The 14,537-nt window shown below is 72.5% G+C and carries 11 protein-coding genes; 9 read left to right on the plus strand and 2 right to left on the minus strand.

What is annotated here, in order from left to right:
- The first annotated feature begins 74 nt into the window (after window positions 1-74).
- From OG587_RS27090 to OG587_RS27115, 6 genes are all read left to right on the plus strand, one after another.
- On the plus strand, window positions 75-503 hold the full coding sequence (locus OG587_RS27090) for a nitroreductase family deazaflavin-dependent oxidoreductase (RefSeq protein WP_329080038.1): 429 nt from the start codon (window positions 75-77) through the stop codon (window positions 501-503).
- A 521-nt stretch (window positions 504-1,024) separates the two neighbouring features.
- Window positions 1,025-2,563 carry an FAD-dependent monooxygenase gene (locus OG587_RS27095; protein ID WP_329080040.1) on the plus strand — a complete coding sequence of 513 codons (1,539 nt, stop codon included), beginning with the start codon at window positions 1,025-1,027 and terminating at the stop codon, window positions 2,561-2,563.
- 124 nt (window positions 2,564-2,687) lie between these two features.
- On the plus strand, window positions 2,688-4,088 hold the full coding sequence (locus OG587_RS27100) for a helix-turn-helix domain-containing protein (RefSeq protein WP_329080042.1): 1,401 nt from the start codon (window positions 2,688-2,690) through the stop codon (window positions 4,086-4,088).
- Between the two features lie 76 nt (window positions 4,089-4,164).
- A complete protein-coding gene (locus OG587_RS27105) occupies window positions 4,165-4,587 on the plus strand; it encodes a hypothetical protein (protein ID WP_329080043.1) in 423 nt (140 codons plus the stop codon).
- Window positions 4,560-6,287 (plus strand): sensor histidine kinase, encoded by a 1,728-nt coding sequence (locus OG587_RS27110; RefSeq protein WP_329080045.1) that lies wholly within the window; start codon window positions 4,560-4,562, stop codon window positions 6,285-6,287. Before OG587_RS27105 ends, OG587_RS27110 begins: the two co-directional genes overlap by 28 nt.
- Window positions 6,288-6,504: 217 nt before the next feature.
- The gene (locus OG587_RS27115) at window positions 6,505-6,804 is read left to right on the plus strand and encodes a hypothetical protein (RefSeq protein ID WP_329080047.1); all 300 of its coding nucleotides are present in this window, start codon (window positions 6,505-6,507) and stop codon (window positions 6,802-6,804) included.
- A 163-nt stretch (window positions 6,805-6,967) separates the two neighbouring features.
- Here OG587_RS27115 and OG587_RS27120 read toward each other — a convergent pair whose 3' ends face one another.
- Together OG587_RS27120 and OG587_RS27125 are read right to left on the minus strand one after the other, a co-directional pair.
- Window positions 6,968-7,609, minus strand: a complete 642-nt coding sequence (locus tag OG587_RS27120; RefSeq protein ID WP_329080049.1) for a response regulator transcription factor — start codon at window positions 7,607-7,609, stop codon at window positions 6,968-6,970.
- A 178-nt stretch (window positions 7,610-7,787) separates the two neighbouring features.
- Window positions 7,788-8,252 (minus strand): nuclear transport factor 2 family protein, encoded by a 465-nt coding sequence (locus OG587_RS27125; RefSeq protein WP_329080051.1) that lies wholly within the window; start codon window positions 8,250-8,252, stop codon window positions 7,788-7,790.
- A 364-nt stretch (window positions 8,253-8,616) separates the two neighbouring features.
- Between OG587_RS27125 and OG587_RS27130 the strand changes: the two genes are divergently transcribed.
- The 3 genes from OG587_RS27130 (at window position 8,617) to OG587_RS27140 (ending at window position 14,431) form a co-directional block, all read left to right on the plus strand.
- Window positions 8,617-9,636, plus strand: coding sequence for a FecCD family ABC transporter permease (locus OG587_RS27130; RefSeq protein ID WP_329080053.1), 1,020 nt, complete (start codon window positions 8,617-8,619; stop codon window positions 9,634-9,636).
- Entirely contained in the window at window positions 9,633-10,661 is a 1,029-nt protein-coding gene (locus OG587_RS27135; RefSeq protein ID WP_329080055.1) for a FecCD family ABC transporter permease, read from the plus strand. The genes OG587_RS27130 and OG587_RS27135 overlap by 4 nt, the downstream gene beginning before the upstream one ends.
- 158 nt (window positions 10,662-10,819) lie before the next feature.
- Entirely contained in the window at window positions 10,820-14,431 is a 3,612-nt protein-coding gene (locus OG587_RS27140) for a non-ribosomal peptide synthetase (RefSeq protein WP_329080058.1), read from the plus strand.
- Window positions 14,432-14,537 lie beyond the last annotated feature (106 nt).

The following is a 14,537-nucleotide window of genomic DNA, read 5'->3' on the forward strand; positions in this document are numbered from 1 at the left end:
GGCCGGTGCCGGATCGGCGTGCGACCGGAGGAGCGGATCAAGGAGTGTCAGCGGGGGCCGATAGCGTGAGCGGCATGAGCGACGAGATCACCGATTCCCCCACCGACTGGGTCTCCAAGCACCTCCGCAAGTACGTCGAGTCGAACGGCGCGGAGGGTCACCTCTACTACGGGAGGCCCACCCTGCTGCTGACCACCGTCGGCCGCAGGTCCGGGCTGAGGCGGCGGACCCCGCTCATCTACGGCCGCGACGGCGACTCCTACGTGGTCGTCGCCTCCAACGGCGGGGCCGACGACCACCCGCTGTGGTACCACAACGTGCTGGCCCTGCCGCGGGTCGAGGTACAGGTGCAGGCCGAGGTGTTCACCGCCGTCGCGCGGACCGCGACCACGGGGGAGAAGCCCGCCCTGTGGGAGCAGATGGTGGGGATCCACGGTGAGTACGCCGGCTACCAGCGCAAGACGGCACGCGACATCCCGGTGGTGATTCTCACCCGAGCCTGAGGTCCTGACCCGGCGTGCGCTCAACCGGGCGACCCTGGCGCGGCAGTCGTTGCCGGGGCGGTCGGCGCTGTCCGTGCCCGAGGTGGTCGAGCGGGTCGCCAGGCGCCGGCGCGCGCCGGCCGCGGCCCCTGGACGGGGTCGAGGCCCTGGAAGGCGACGGTCGGCCGTCCGGCTACCGCCACCTGCGGGCGACGAAGGTCGGCCTGCCGCGGTGGCCGGACCGCCGAGCCGAGGCCGCCTCCGCCTTGATCCCGGACCGGGCGCGGACGCCGTGCCGATCATGCCGAGGGTGGGAGGGACGGCCGCCGACCGGCCGTGAAAAGCCTGGTCGTAGCATGAGATGGCCGCCGGTGGCCGATGTGCCCGGCGTACGGTGTCGGCCGGACGGGATGGCGGCGAAGGACGGTAGCGCTGGAGCGGCGACCTGTCAGACCCGGGAGGCCGGATCTCATCGCGGAGGGAAGGCGGGGGTAGATCGGCGTTGGTCTTCTCCCGGTGGTCGCGCCACGGAGCCGCCTCGCGTGGGATTGGAGACGCTGATGGTGCCGTTCGACACGGATGTGCTGGTTGTTGGTGCCGGTCCGGCGGGTCTGCTGATCGCGGGGGACCTCGCCGCGAGAGGCGTCGCCTGCACGATCGTGGAGCGGGACAGCCAGGGTTCGAAGCTCACCCGGGCCTTCGCCGTGCACGCCCGTTCGCTGGAGCAACTCGACGCCCGGGGCGTTGCCGACGAGCTGATCGAGACCGGCGTGATCGTCGAGACGATGCGGCTGTTCAACGGCCTGGACCTCGGCCTGTCCCAGCTGCCGTCGCGGTTCCCGTTCCTGTTGTGCACCCCGCAGCACAACGTCGAGCGCGTGCTCGGTGAGCGCGCCACCCGGCTCGGGGTGGAGATCGTGCGCGGTGCCGAGGCGGCCGGACTGCGCCAGGACGGGGAGGGGGTGGATGTCGACGTACGCGCCGGCGGCGTGACGCGCACCTGGCGCGCGCGGTTCGTCGTGGGTGCCGACGGCGTGCGCAGCGCCGTGAGGGACCTGCTGGGCGTCCCGTTCTCCGGGCGCTGCGCCGTGCAGTCGGTCATGCTGGCCGACGTCCGCCTGGACGAGAGGCCGGAGCGGGAGCTGGCCCTCGTCGCCAACGAGGCGGGCTTCTCCTTCGTCTCCTCCTACGGCGACGGCTGGTACCGGATCATCGCCTGGGACCGGCGGCGGCAGCTTCCCGACACCGCGCGGATCAACCTTCAGGAGGTGAGCGACGCCACCCGGCGCGTCATGGGCAGCGACTTCGGCATGTACGACGCCCGCTGGCTGTCGAGGGTACGCAGCGACGAGCGGCAGGTTCTCCGCTACCGTGTCGGCCGGGTGTTCCTGGCCGGTGACGCCGCGCACGTGCACTCGCCGGAGGGCGGGCAGGGCATGAACGCCGGCCTGCAGGACGCGGCCAACCTCGGCTGGAAGCTCGCCGCCGCGGCCCAGGGCTGGGCGCCGGACGGTCTGCTCGACACCTACCACGCCGAGCGGTATCCGATCGGCAGGAAGGTCATGCGGATCAGCGGCACCCTGTTCAGCGTCGCCATGGGCTCCAACCGGCGGCTGCGGGCCGCCCGCACCGTGGTGCCGGCCGCCGCGAAGCGGATCCGCCCCCTCAACCGCTGGCTGGCCGAGACCGTGTCCGGCCTGGGCGTCTCCTATCCCGCCCTCCCGGGAACGCATCGGCTGGCCGGCCGGAGGGTGCCGGACATCCGCCTGACCGGGGAGCCGAGGAGGCTGTACGAGGCGCTGCGGGACGGGCGCTTCGTGCTCCTGGCCCCCGAGGGCGCCCCGGCCTCCACGGTCGCCCCGGTGGCCGCGGGCGACACGGCGGGTCCGCCGCACGGACGGGTGGTTCACGCCGTTCCCGCGAGCGCCGACCTCCCCGTTCTGCTGATCCGCCCGGACGGATACATCGCCTGGGCCACCGACGACGGGAACCCCGTCTCCCTCGACGCCGGCCTGCGCACGGCCCTGGCCGCGTGGTGCGCGCTCCGCCCCCCGGTGGCACTCGCCGCGAAACCCGTGTGAAACGGTCAGCCGCCACGGCCCCGCTGGGCGGGAAGGGCAGTACGATCTACTGTAATTGACAGTAAACCGTGCGTAAGGAGTGGGACGTGGATCTCATCGTGCCGCCGACGGAACGGCTCTGGTGATGGCCGGTCAAGCAACCATCGGTGACCGCATCCGTGGATTGCGGTTGAACAGGCACATGTCCCAGGCGCAGTTGGCCGGGCCAGACCTGTCTGACAGTTATGTTTCGCTCATCGAGTCCGGAAAACGGACCCCCACACCGGTCGTCACACGCCTGCTCGCCGAGCGGCTCGGGTGTGGCATGGAGTTCCTGCTCCACGGGATCGAGCCGCACCAGCGCGTCGACACCGGGCTGGCCCTGCGTCAGGCGGAGCTCGAACTGTGCCACGGGGACCCGGTCGTCGCGGCCGGACTCTTCGCCGACACGGCCGAGGCCGCGAGTGACGACAACGCCGTGCTCGCCGCGCAGGCGCGGTACGGCCAGGCTCGCGCGCTGGAGGCCCAGGGGGACACGGCACGGGCGGTCGAGGCCTACGAGCGGCTTCGCCACGAGGCCGCGGCGCATCCCGAGCGCCTCGCCGACCTGCCACTCGCCGTGGCGCTCTGCCGCTGCTACCACCGTGCCGGTGACACGCTGCGCGCCCGGGATCTCGGGAGGGAGGCCCTGGCCCAGGCCGACCGGCTCGGGCTCGACCAGGGTGAGCTCGCCCTCGACCTCGCCGCGGTGCTCGCCGAGACGGAGATCGACCTCGCGTACGTCGAGCGCGTGCTGTCCGCCACCTCCCTGCCCGACGCCGTCGACCGCGAGCAGGAGGTTCTCAGCCTGTGGCGGGCCGGTACGGCCGCGGCGGAGGAGGACTCCGCGCTCGCCGCGCGGCTCGCGGCGGACGCCGTCGCGGCCGGTCGGCCCGCGCGGATGGCGATCCGTTACGTCCGGAGCGCGATGCGCTGGGCATGGGTCGCCACCGTGCGTCCCGAGGACGCCGACCTCGGCCGGGCGGTCGAGTTCGCCGCCTCGGCGGCCGGGATTCTCTCGCGGCTGTCACCCGGGACGATCGAGCACGCCCGTGGCCTGGTCGTGCTCTCCCGCGTGCGGCTGCGCTCCGGCGACGCGGGCGCCGCCACCGATCTGGCCGAACAGGCTCTCGGCCTGCTCGCCGGGGTGCGCGGGACGGTGCCGGCGATGGCGTACGTGGTTCTGGCCGAACTCGCTCTGGCACGCTCCAAAGACGGCGGCCCGGCACTGGTGAGGGCGCAGGAGCTGCTCGCCGACCCGGTCACCTCCGTGGCCTCCTTCGTCGACCGGGAGTCCGCCAGGCTCTGGCGCGAGATCGGCGACCTCTGGGGCCGGGCAGGGTCGCCGGAGGAGCAGATGAACGCCTATCGCAGGGCGCTCGAAACCGTGGGGGTCTCCCCGCGCGGGGAGACGCCGCCCGGCCCGACATGGCGTGAGGTGGTGATCCCGGAGAGTCCGGCGGTTCCAGCGCATCTCGGCGTCTCGCGCGAGTCGAGAGCCGGGTGACCTCTTCCCCCTGATCCCCGATCTCTGACTCCCGTGGGTCCCCCTCCCGGAGGAGGGGGACAGGCTCGGCCGGGCCGTGCCCCTTGAGCCGTGGCGGCCGGGCCTGCCGGGAGACCGGCTGCCGCAGGTGACGGCGATCGGGCACGGCGATCCCGCCTTCGCGGCCTTCTATCCGGGTTGCCGCAGCGTGTTCGGCTTCCAGGACACCGACTTCGCCGGCTCCCGCCCGCCGAGCGGTACCCGGTACGAGGTCGCGGGCTGGGTTTCGGCCGCCGCGCAGGACACCCTCGCCGGCCTGGCCACCGGCGCCGGATGGCGGACCGCGCCGGCGGACGGGTTCGGCTGGGGCGTCCCGGACGGCCCTGGCGAACGCGATGGCGGCGGCCCGACTGTGGGCCGCGGCGCGGGCGGCCACACGCTGAGCACCACCGGAAGGTGGGGGGCGCGCACGCCGGTGGCAGACTCGGAAGCATGGCAAAGGGTGAGTCGGGGCCGTTGATCCCGAACATGAGGCTGGACGAGCTGCTGGAGGAACTGCGGGAGCGCCTGGAAGCGGTGCTGGCCACCCGCGACCGGGTGCACGCGCTGCTGGACGCGGTGGTCGCGGTGGGCAGCGACCTGGATCTGGGGACCATGCTGCGCCGGATCGTGGAGACCGCCACCACCCTTGTCGACGCCACCTACGGCGCGCTGGGCGTGGCCGGGGATCACAGTACGCTCGTCCAGTTCGTCCCGGTGGGGCTGAGCGAGGAGGAGATCGCCAAGATCGAGCACTGGCCGCACGGGCTCGGTCTGCTCGGTCTGCTGATCAAGGAACCGCAGACGCTGCGGCTGGCCCATATCACCGATCATCCGGCCTCCTACGGCTTCCCGCCGGGGCACCCGCCGATGGGGTCGTTCCTGGGGGTGCCGGTCCGGGTGCGCGAGGAGGTGTTCGGAAACCTTTACCTCACCGAGAAGCGTGGGGGAGGGGAGTTCGACGAGGAGGACGAGGCGATCGTGACCGCGCTGGCCACCGCGGCCGGCGTCGCGATCGAGAACGCCCGCCTGTACGAGGAGACGCGCCGCAGGGAGATGTGGCTGAAGGCTTCGGCGGAGGTCACCACCAACCTGCTGTCGGGCGCCGAACCCGACCGGGTGCTCACGCTGATCGCGCGGCGGGCGCGGCAGATGGCCGGGGCCGACATCGCGGTGGTCCTGCTGCCGGACGAGACCGGGCGGGTCCTGCGGGCGGTCGTCGCCGACGGTACGAATCACGAGCGGGTGGCCGACGCGAGGGCCCCGGTCGCCGGGTCCCTGGCGGGCCTGGCGTTCACCGGCGGCGAGCCGCTCATGGTCACCGACGCGGCCGAGACCGAGATCCCGATCGTGATCGCCGAGTACGCCTCGCTCGGTCCGGTGGCGGCGGTGCCGATCGGTGCGGCGGGGGGCGTGCGGGGCGTGCTGTCACTGGGCAAGCGCCAGGGCCGCGTCCCGTTCAACCAGGCGGAGCTGCGCACCCTGCACTCCTTCGCCGGGCAGGCCGCGATCGCCCTCGAGCTGGCGGAGGGGCGGATGGACGCCGAGCGGCTGGGCCTGCTGGAAGACCGCGACCGGATCGCCAAGGACCTGCACGACGTGGTGATCCAGCGGCTGTTCGCGGTGGCCATGACGCTGATGAGCACGGTACGGCTCGTCGAGCGGCCCGAGGCCTCCGAGCGGCTGCGCAACGCGATCGACGAGCTGGACGGCACCATCCGGCAGATCCGCTCGACCATCTTCGCCCTGCAGACTCCCGGCGACGGCGACGACGGTCTGCGCGCCCAGATCGTGGCCCTGGTGGAGGGAGCGCGCGGTCACCTCGGCTTCATGCCGGGCCTGACCATGGAGGGACGGCTGGACAGCGGGGTTCCGCCGGTGATCGCCGAGCACCTGCCGGCGGTGCTGCGCGAGGCGCTGTCCAACGTGGTGCGGCATGCCAGGGCCTCCAGGGTGGAGGTGTCGGTGGAACTCGGCGAGGAGCGGCTCGTCCTCGTCGTGACGGACGACGGCGCCGGCCTTCCCGCCGGCGGCAGGCGCAGCGGGCTGCGCAACCTCCAGGAGCGGGCCGAGGACCTCGGCGGGTTCCTCACCGCCGAGGCACCGGAGCGGGGCGGCACCCGGCTGGTGTGGAGCGTCCCGCTCGCCCAGGGGGAGGACGGTTCGCAGGGCGCCGGGTGATCCCGCGGGGCACCGGACCGGGCAAGACCGCTCATGGATACCGATAATCTTGGCCGTCATGTCCTTGTTGATGATGAACGGACGAGTTGTCGGGCTGCTCGCAGTGGTCGCTCTGACCGTTGCCGCCTGTGGTGGCACTGATGAGACCGCGTCCGCGTCACCCCCCGCCGCGACTTCCGCGTCGAGTCAGTCGCCCACGCGATCCTCCGCGCCCCAGATGAAGACTTACGAGGTCACCCTGGAGGTGAACGGCAAGGGCAGGATCTACCAGCCGATCGCGTATTTCGCCGACACCAACGGCAGCGAGTCGGATGTCACCCTCCCTTGGAAGAAGACCGTGACAGTCGAACTCACCAAGGCCGAACAGAAGATCGGCTACCCGGTCTCCATCATCCCCGGCGCGGTCCGTGACTCCAACCGCATGCTCAAACCGGGCAGGTGTCGCATTCTCGTCGACGGCAAGGAGGTCGCCACCAATGACGGCGGCGAGAACACGTGTAAGTACACCTTGAAGTGAACCGAGCTCGTTCCGCTCTGACGGGCACCGGCGGTGCGACGCCCAGGCAGAATGAACCGCGCCGATGCTCACTGGTTTCGTGGAGACTCCGATGTACCCCGAGTCGGGTGGAGCCGGAGTACATCATGTGAGGCGTTGCTGTACGAAAGGGCGTTGGGGTGCCTCAGTCTCCGCGACGGGCCTTCAACCGCGCCGACAGGGCCGCCGCCTGGGTGCGGCGCTCCATGCTGAGCTTGGACAGCATGTTGGAGACGTAGTTCTTGACGGTCTTCTCGGCCAGATGCATCCGCTCGCCGATCTGCCGGTTGGTCAGGCCCTCGCCGATCAGCTCCAGGATGTGCCGCTCCTGGTCCGTCAGCGCCTCCAGGGGGTCCTTGCGGGCGGCCTGTTCGCGCAGCCGTGTCAGCATGGCCGAGGTCGTCTGCGGGTCCAGCAGCGACTGGCCGCCCGCCACCGTACGCACGGCGCCGACCAGGTCCGAGCCGTGGATCTGCTTGAGCACGTAGCCGGACGCGCCCGCCATCACCGCGTTGAACAGGGCGTCGTCGTCGGCGAAGGAGGTGAGCATCAGGCAGGCCAGATCCGGCACCCTGGAGCGGACCTCCCGGCACACGTCCACCCCGCTGCCGTCGGGCAGGCGTACGTCCAGGACGGCGACGTCCGGCCGCAGAGCCGGGATGCGGGCCACCGCCGACTCCGCGGTCCCCGCCTCGCCGATCACCTCGATGTCGCCCTCGGACTCCAGCAGCGCGGCCACGCCCCGCCGTACCACTTCGTGATCGTCGACCAGGAACACGCGAATCATGTCTCGAACGCTAGTCCCCTCGTGACCTCGCAGGTAGGGACCAAGGTCCTTCGTGTCGCCGGGTCGTACGGGCCGGGGCGTGCCGGTTGCGGCGGCCGGTGATCTCGGCGGGGGTGATCATGACGTGGAGCTCGCGGGGCACGGCCGCGGATCCTGCCCGCGGCCCCGCGAGCGTTCCCTAGAAGCCCAGGTCGCCCAGTCCCGGATGATCGTCCGGGCGGCGCCCCAGGGGCCAGTGATACCTGCGGTCCGCCTCCCGGATCGGAAGGTCGTTGATGGACGCGTGCCTCGTGCGCATCAGTCCCCGCTCGTCGAACTCCCAGTTCTCGTTGCCGTAGGAGCGGAACCAGTTGCCGGAGTCGTCGTGGCACTCGTAGGCGAAACGTACGGCGATGCGGTTTCCTTCGAATGCCCACAGTTCCTTGATGAGCCGGTAGTCCAGCTCCCTGGTCCACTTGCGTCGGAGAAACGCGATGATCGCGTCCCGCCCGTCGACGAACTCCGCGCGGTTCCTCCAGTGGGAGTCAGGGGTGTAGGCCTGGGCCACCGTTTCCGGATCGCGGGTGTTCCAGCCGTCCTCCGCCAGCCGGACCTTCTGGACGGCGGTATCAAGGGTGAAGGGCGGGACCGGCGGACGTGTCATTTTCACCATCTCCATTGTCGTGCTTCGCGCAATGGAGGCACGTGAAGAGACACATGCTTCCATTTCCGGAAAATTCGGAAAATTCCGGATAAGGCCGTACCGCATTGGTGCGTTCTGGATACGGGTGTCGCCGCCGCCCGATCCGGCGTGGCCGCCTTCGTGCACGGTACGGAACCTGCGGGTCGCGTACGGATTCCGGTGCGCGTGTCTGATGGTTTCTTGGTGCCGCGGTGCCCTTCCCGTGGACCGTCGCGGGCCGGACGCGACCGCGCGTCCCGGGCCGGAGAGGCCCCGCGAGGGGATTCGCGTGCGTCGTCCGGGCCGTCCGTCGCCGCCCCGGTTAGGTTAGGCTAACTTGAAGCGCGTGCCTCCTCCCGTAAAGAGCGCGTATCTCCCCAAACGGCTGGCCGGTCTGTGCCTGCTCGGCGGCCTGCTGCTGCTCGCCGTGCTGGCCAGCATCGTGATCGGTGCCAAGCAGATCCCGCTCGGCCAGGCCCTCTCCGGAGTGTTCTCCCCGGACGGCTCGGAGAACGCGCTGATCATCCAGGAGTTGCGGCTGCCGCGCACGCTGCTGGGGGTGGCCGTCGGGGCGGCGCTCGGACTGGCGGGCGCGCTCATGCAGGCGCTGACCCGCAACCCCCTGGCCGAACCCGGCCTGCTCGGCGTCAACGGCGGCGCCGCGATGGCGGTCGTGACGGTGATCGGCCTGTTCCGGGTGGACGACGTCCTCGTCTACGTGTGGGCGGCGTTCCTCGGGGCCGCCGGAGCCGCGCTGCTGGTCTACCTGATCGGGTCGCGCGGCCGGTCCGGCGCCACACCCGCGCGGCTGGTCCTGGCCGGGGCCGGGATCAACGCGGTGTTCAGCTCCCTGACGGCGGGGATGATGCTGTTCAGCCCGCGCAGTTTCAACAGCTTCCGCTTCTGGCAGGTGGGCTCGCTGTCCGGGCGCGACCTCGCGGTCTTCGTCCAGATCGGCCCGTTCCTGCTGGTGGGGGTGGTGCTGGCGCTCTGCCTGGCGCGCCCGCTCAACGCCCTGGCCCTGGGGGAGGACACCGGGCGGGCGCTGGGCGCCCGGCCGGGCCGGACCCGCGCGCTGGGGGCGCTGGCGGTCGTGGTGCTGTGCGGCGCCGCCACGGCGGCGGTGGGGCCGATCGCGTTCGTCGGGCTGGCGGTGCCCTTCGTGGTCCGGGCGCTGGTCGGTCCCGACCAGCGCTGGGTGCTGCCGTACTCGCTGCTGCTGGCGCCGGTGCTGATGCTCGCCGCCGACGTCGCCGGACGCGTGGTCGCGGCGCCCGGCGAGCTGGAGACGGGCATCGTCACCGCGTTCCTGGGCGCCCCCCTCCTGGCACTGATGGTCCGTCGTGGAAGGGTTCCCCAGCTGTGAGCACGAGTCGTGTCCTGCGCGTCGGGACGATGTCCCTGCGATGGGAGCCGCGCGTCGTCGCGGTGTGCGCCGTACTGGTGGCCGCCACCCTGGGGGCGGCCGTGTCCGTGGTCGGCAGCGGTGACTTCCCCATCTCCGCCGCCGAGGTGGTGGGGGCGCTGACCGGGCAGGGGGACCGGGCCACGGAGTTCATCGTGCTCACGTTGCGCCTGCCCAGGGCGATCACCGGCCTGCTCGCCGGTGCGGCACTCGGCCTGAGCGGGGCGATCTTCCAGAGCATCACGCGCAACCCGCTGGGCAGCCCCGACATCATCGGGTTCACCACGGGGTCGGCCACCGGCGCGCTGCTGCAGATCCTGGTCATCGGCGGCGGCACCGCCGCCATCGCGGCCAGTTCCGTCCTCGGCGCGGTGCTGACCGCGCTCGCCGTCTACCTGGTCGCCTACCGGGGCGGGGTGCACGGCTACCGGCTGGTCCTGGTCGGGGTCGCCGCGGCCGCGATGCTCGAGGCGTTCAACGCCTATCTCGTCACCCGCGCCGAGTTGCGCGAGGCGTACGAGGCGGCGTTCTGGCTCACCGGCAGCCTGAACGGCAGGGGCTGGCAGCACGCGTGGCCGCTGGCCCTGGCCATGGCCGTGCTCGTACCGGTCGCGCTGGCCTTCGGCGGCCGGCTGCGCATGGGCGAGCTCGGGGACGACGCGGCCCAGGCGCTTGGCGTGCCGGTCCAGCGGACGAGGGCCGCGCTCGTGGTGATCGGGGTGGGGCTGGTGGCGGTGGCGACCGCGGCGGTGGGGCCTGTCCCGTTCGTCGCGCTGGCCGCGCCGCAGCTGGCGCGCGGGCTCACCCGCAGGCCCGGTACGCAGCTCGTGCCGGCCGCGCTGATGGGCGCGGCGCTGCTCGTGTTCAGCGACCTGGTGACGCTGTACCTGCCGGTCGCGGTGCCGGTCGGCGTGGTGACCGGGGTGCTCGGTGGCGTCTACCTGGTCTGGCTGCTGTCGACCGAGGGGATGAGAGGGCGGGCGTGAGAGGCCGCGCGTTTCGAGGTGACGGTGTGCCGGCCGTCCTGTCCGGCCGAGGGGTAGTGGGGGCGTGCGCCCGGGATCGCGGGAGTTGTCATGAGACGCGCGTTGACGCCTGAACGCTCCTAAATTAGGTTAGCCTTACCTGACTTAAGGGGAGCTCTGTGCTGACCAGGGAAGAACTGCACCGTTCGCTGACAGAACTGCTTGGAGAGCAGGTAGAGGCGCACGACAACCTCATCGAGCTGGGCATGGACTCGATCCAGCTGATGGGACTGACCGGCCGGCTGCGCCGCCTCGGCGTCGAGATCGGCTTCGCCGAACTCGCGCGGCGGCCCACGCTGGCCGAGTGGTGGGAACTGCTCGCCGAGCGCGGTGCCATCGCGCCGCACCCGGCGCGGAGCCCAGGTCTCGGCTCTGACTCTGCTTCTGGCTTTGCTTCCAGGTCCGTGCTCGGCTCCGCGCCCGATTCCGATCCCGGCTCCGTGCTCAGCGCCGGTGTCGACCTCGACAGCGCCTCCATCCCCGGCGCCGACCTCGGTACGGAGCGGGGATCCGCGGAGCCGGACGGGTCGTTCCCCCTCGCGCTCATGCAGCACGCCTACTGGATCGGCCGAGACTCCGGCCAGTCGCTCGGCTCCGTCGCCGCGCACCTCTACGTGGAACTCGACGGCCGCGAGATCGACCCCGCCCGGCTGGAGGCGGCCGTCGTGGCGCTCGTCGAGCGGCATCCGATGCTGCGGGTCGCGATCTCCGACGACGGGACCCAGCGCATCCTGCCGGAGCGGCCAGGACCCGCCGTCACGGTGCACGACCTGCGCGAGGTGCCGGATCCCGGCGAGGAGCTGGAACGGCTGCGCGCCGAGATGTCCACCCAGCGGCTCCCCATCGAGACGGGCCGCGTCTTCGACGCGCGGCTGAGCCTGCTGCCGTCCGGCGCGGCGCGGCTGCACCTGGACGTCGACATGGTCGCCGCCGACGCGATGAGCTACCGCACGCTGCTGGCCGACCTCGCGGCGCTGTACGAGGGCGAGAGCCTGCCGCCGATCGGCTACGACTACGCGCGCTATCTCGCTGCCGACCCGCGCGCCGAGGCCCGCGCCCGCGACCGGCGCTGGTGGGGCGAGCGGCTCGGCGAGCTGTCCGGGCCGCCCGAGCTGCCGGTCGTGCCGCAGCCGGGCGACCGGGTCGTCCGCAAGCACCACTGGCTCGCCCCCGAGGACAGGCAGCGGCTGATCGCCCGCGCCCACCGCGAGGGCGTCACCCCCGCGATGGCGCTCGCCGCCGTCTTCGCCGAGGTGATGGGTGCCTGGTCGGCGACCCCGCGCTTCCTGCTGAACCTGCCGCTGTTCCACCGCGAGCCGATCCACCCCGACGTGGACGCCCTGGTCGGCGACTTCACCGGCTCCATCCTGCTGGAGGCCGACCTGTCGCGGGAGCTGCCGTTCACCGAACGCGCCCGCGAGCTGCAGGCACTGCTGCACACGGCCGGTGAGCACAGCGACTACTCCGGCCTGGAGGTGCTGCGGGACCTGTCGCGGTCGCGGGGCGAGCAGGTGCTCGCGCCGATCGTCTACACCAGCGCCCTCAACCTCGGCGAGCTGTTCGGCGACCGGGCGCGGCGCAGCTTCGGGGAGCCGGAGTGGATCATCTCCCAGGGGCCGCAGGTGCTCCTCGACGCCCAGGTCACCGAGGTCTCCGGCGGGCTGCTGCTGAACTGGGACGTGCGCGATCCCGCCTTCCCCGACGGCGTCGCCGACGCGATGTTCGCCACCTACACGGATGCGATCACCCGCCTGGGCGCGCCGGACGCCGACTGGGGCGAGCCGCTGCGGATCGGCGCCTCGCCGCACCGGTTGCGCCTGCGGCACGAGCTCAACGCCCAGCCGCCGCCGCCCGCGCGGACGCTGCACGAGGAGTTCTTCGCGCGGGCGCGGCGCACCCCCGACCTCCCGGCATTGCACTGGGGCACCGGGAACGCCGACGGCACTGACGGCATTGACGGCATTGACGGCATTGACGGCATTGACGGCACTGACAGCGCCGACGGCACTGGTGGCGCCGGTGGCACGCTCACGTACGGCGAGCTGGCCGACCGCGCCCTGCGCGTCGCCGCCCATCTCGTGGAGCGGGAGGTACGGCCGGGAGACCGGGTCTCGGTCGAGCTGCCCAAGGGGCCTGACCAGGCCGTGGCGGTGCTCGGCGTGCTGGCGGCCGGGGCCGCGTACGTGCCCGTCGGGGCGGGGCAGCCCGCCGTCCGGCGGGAGAGGATCCTCAAGACGGCCGGGGTCGCGGTCTCGCTCACCTCGGCCGTGACGCACCCCGCGCCGCTGGACGGGCCGGTGCCCGTCCCGCCCGACCAGGTCGGCTACGTGCTGTTCACCTCGGGCTCCACCGGGGAGCCCAAGGGCGTCGAGGTCTCGCACCGGGCCGCGATGAACACGATCGGCGATCTGGTCGAGCGGTTCTCGATCGGCGAGGCGGACGTGTCGCTCGCCGTGTCGGCCCTCGACTTCGACCTGTCGGTGTTCGACCTGTTCGCCCTGCTGTCCCGAGGCGGCGCAGTGGCGATCCCCCTGGAGGACGACCGGCGCGACGCGACCCGCTGGTCCGAGCTGGTCGAACGGTGGTCGGTGACCGTGCTGAACTGCGTGCCGTCGGTGCTGGAGATGCTGCTGCGGACCGGCCCCGCGCCCAGCCTGCGGCTGGTCCTGCTCGGCGGCGACTGGGTCGGCACGCACCTGCCCGCGCTGCTGCGGGAACGCTCGCCGGGGGCCCGGTTCGTCGCGCTCGGCGGTACGACGGAGACCGCCATCCACTCGACCGTGATCGAGGTCGACGGCGAGGTGCCCGCGGACTGGACGGCGGTCCCGTACGGCGTGCCGCTGCGCGGGGTGGCCTGCCGGGTCGTGGACGAGGCCGGGCGCGACCGCCCCGACTGGGCGCAGGGCGAGCTGTGGATCGGCGGCGCGGGCGTCGCGGACGGCTACAGCGGCGACGCCGAGCGCACCGCCGACCGTTTCGTCGTCCACGAGGGCACTCGCTGGTACCGGACCGGGGACATGGCCCGCTACCGGCCCGACGGCACGCTGGAGTTCCTGGGACGGCGCGACCACCAGGTGAAGGTGCGCGGGTTCCGGATCGAGCTCGGTGAGGTCGAGACCGCGCTGGAGAATCACCCCCGGGTGCGCCGCGCCGTCGGCCTGCTCGCCGACTCGCGACTGGCCGCCGCGGTCGTGCTCGCCGAGGAGGCGGGCGCGGAGGAGACCGGGACGGAGGAGCTGCTCGCCCACGTACGGGAACTGCTGCCCCCGCACATGGTCCCCGACCTGCTGGTGCCCCTGGCCGAGCTGCCGCTCACCGCGAACAACAAGGTGGACCGCAAGGCGCTCGCCGCCCTCGTCGCCGCGGCGGCCGGGGAGACGGGCACGCCCTACACCGCCCCGAACACGGCGCTGGAGCGGGTGCTCGCCCGGGTCGTCGGCCAGGTGCTCGGCGTGCCGAGGGTCGGCGCGCACGACGACATCTTCGCGCTCGGCGGCGACTCGGTGCTGGTCACCACCATCATCGCGCGGCTGCGTGAGGCGCTCGACGCCTCCTCGCTCCCGCTGCGGGCGCTGTTCACCGAGCGGACCGTGTCGCGCGTCGCCCACCGGTTCACCGAGGTGGAGGAGACCCCCGGCAGGCTGGAGGCGGTCGCCGAGATCTGGCTCATGGTCGAGGGCATGTCCGAGGACGAGCTCACCGAGCGCCTGGGCGCCGGGGAGCCCGGCTAGCGGCGCACGACCACCCAGGCGGAACGTGCCCGCCGGGGTGGTCGCGGTCACCGGCGCCGGTCGCCCCGGACCGCGCGCCTCCGGTCCGAAGGCCGCGCACCGCCAC

Source organism: Streptosporangium sp. NBC_01469, assembly GCF_036227305.1.
Classification (GTDB): Bacteria; Actinomycetota; Actinomycetes; order Streptosporangiales; family Streptosporangiaceae; genus Streptosporangium.

Bases quoted from the DNA above. Each gene is read 5' to 3' on its own strand.
- OG587_RS27115 (WP_329080047.1), top strand. From the start codon at position 6,505: ATGAAGACTTACGAGGTCACCCTGGAGGTGAACGGCAAGGGCAGGATC.
- OG587_RS27110 (WP_329080045.1), top strand. From the start codon at position 4,560: ATGGCAAAGGGTGAGTCGGGGCCGTTGATCCCGAACATGAGGCTGGAC.
- OG587_RS27125 (WP_329080051.1), bottom strand. From the start codon at position 8,252: ATGACACGTCCGCCGGTCCCGCCCTTCACCCTTGATACCGCCGTCCAG.
- OG587_RS27090 (WP_329080038.1), top strand. From the start codon at position 75: ATGAGCGACGAGATCACCGATTCCCCCACCGACTGGGTCTCCAAGCAC.
- OG587_RS27100 (WP_329080042.1), top strand. From the start codon at position 2,688: ATGGCCGGTCAAGCAACCATCGGTGACCGCATCCGTGGATTGCGGTTG.
- OG587_RS27120 (WP_329080049.1), bottom strand. From the start codon at position 7,609: ATGATTCGCGTGTTCCTGGTCGACGATCACGAAGTGGTACGGCGGGGC.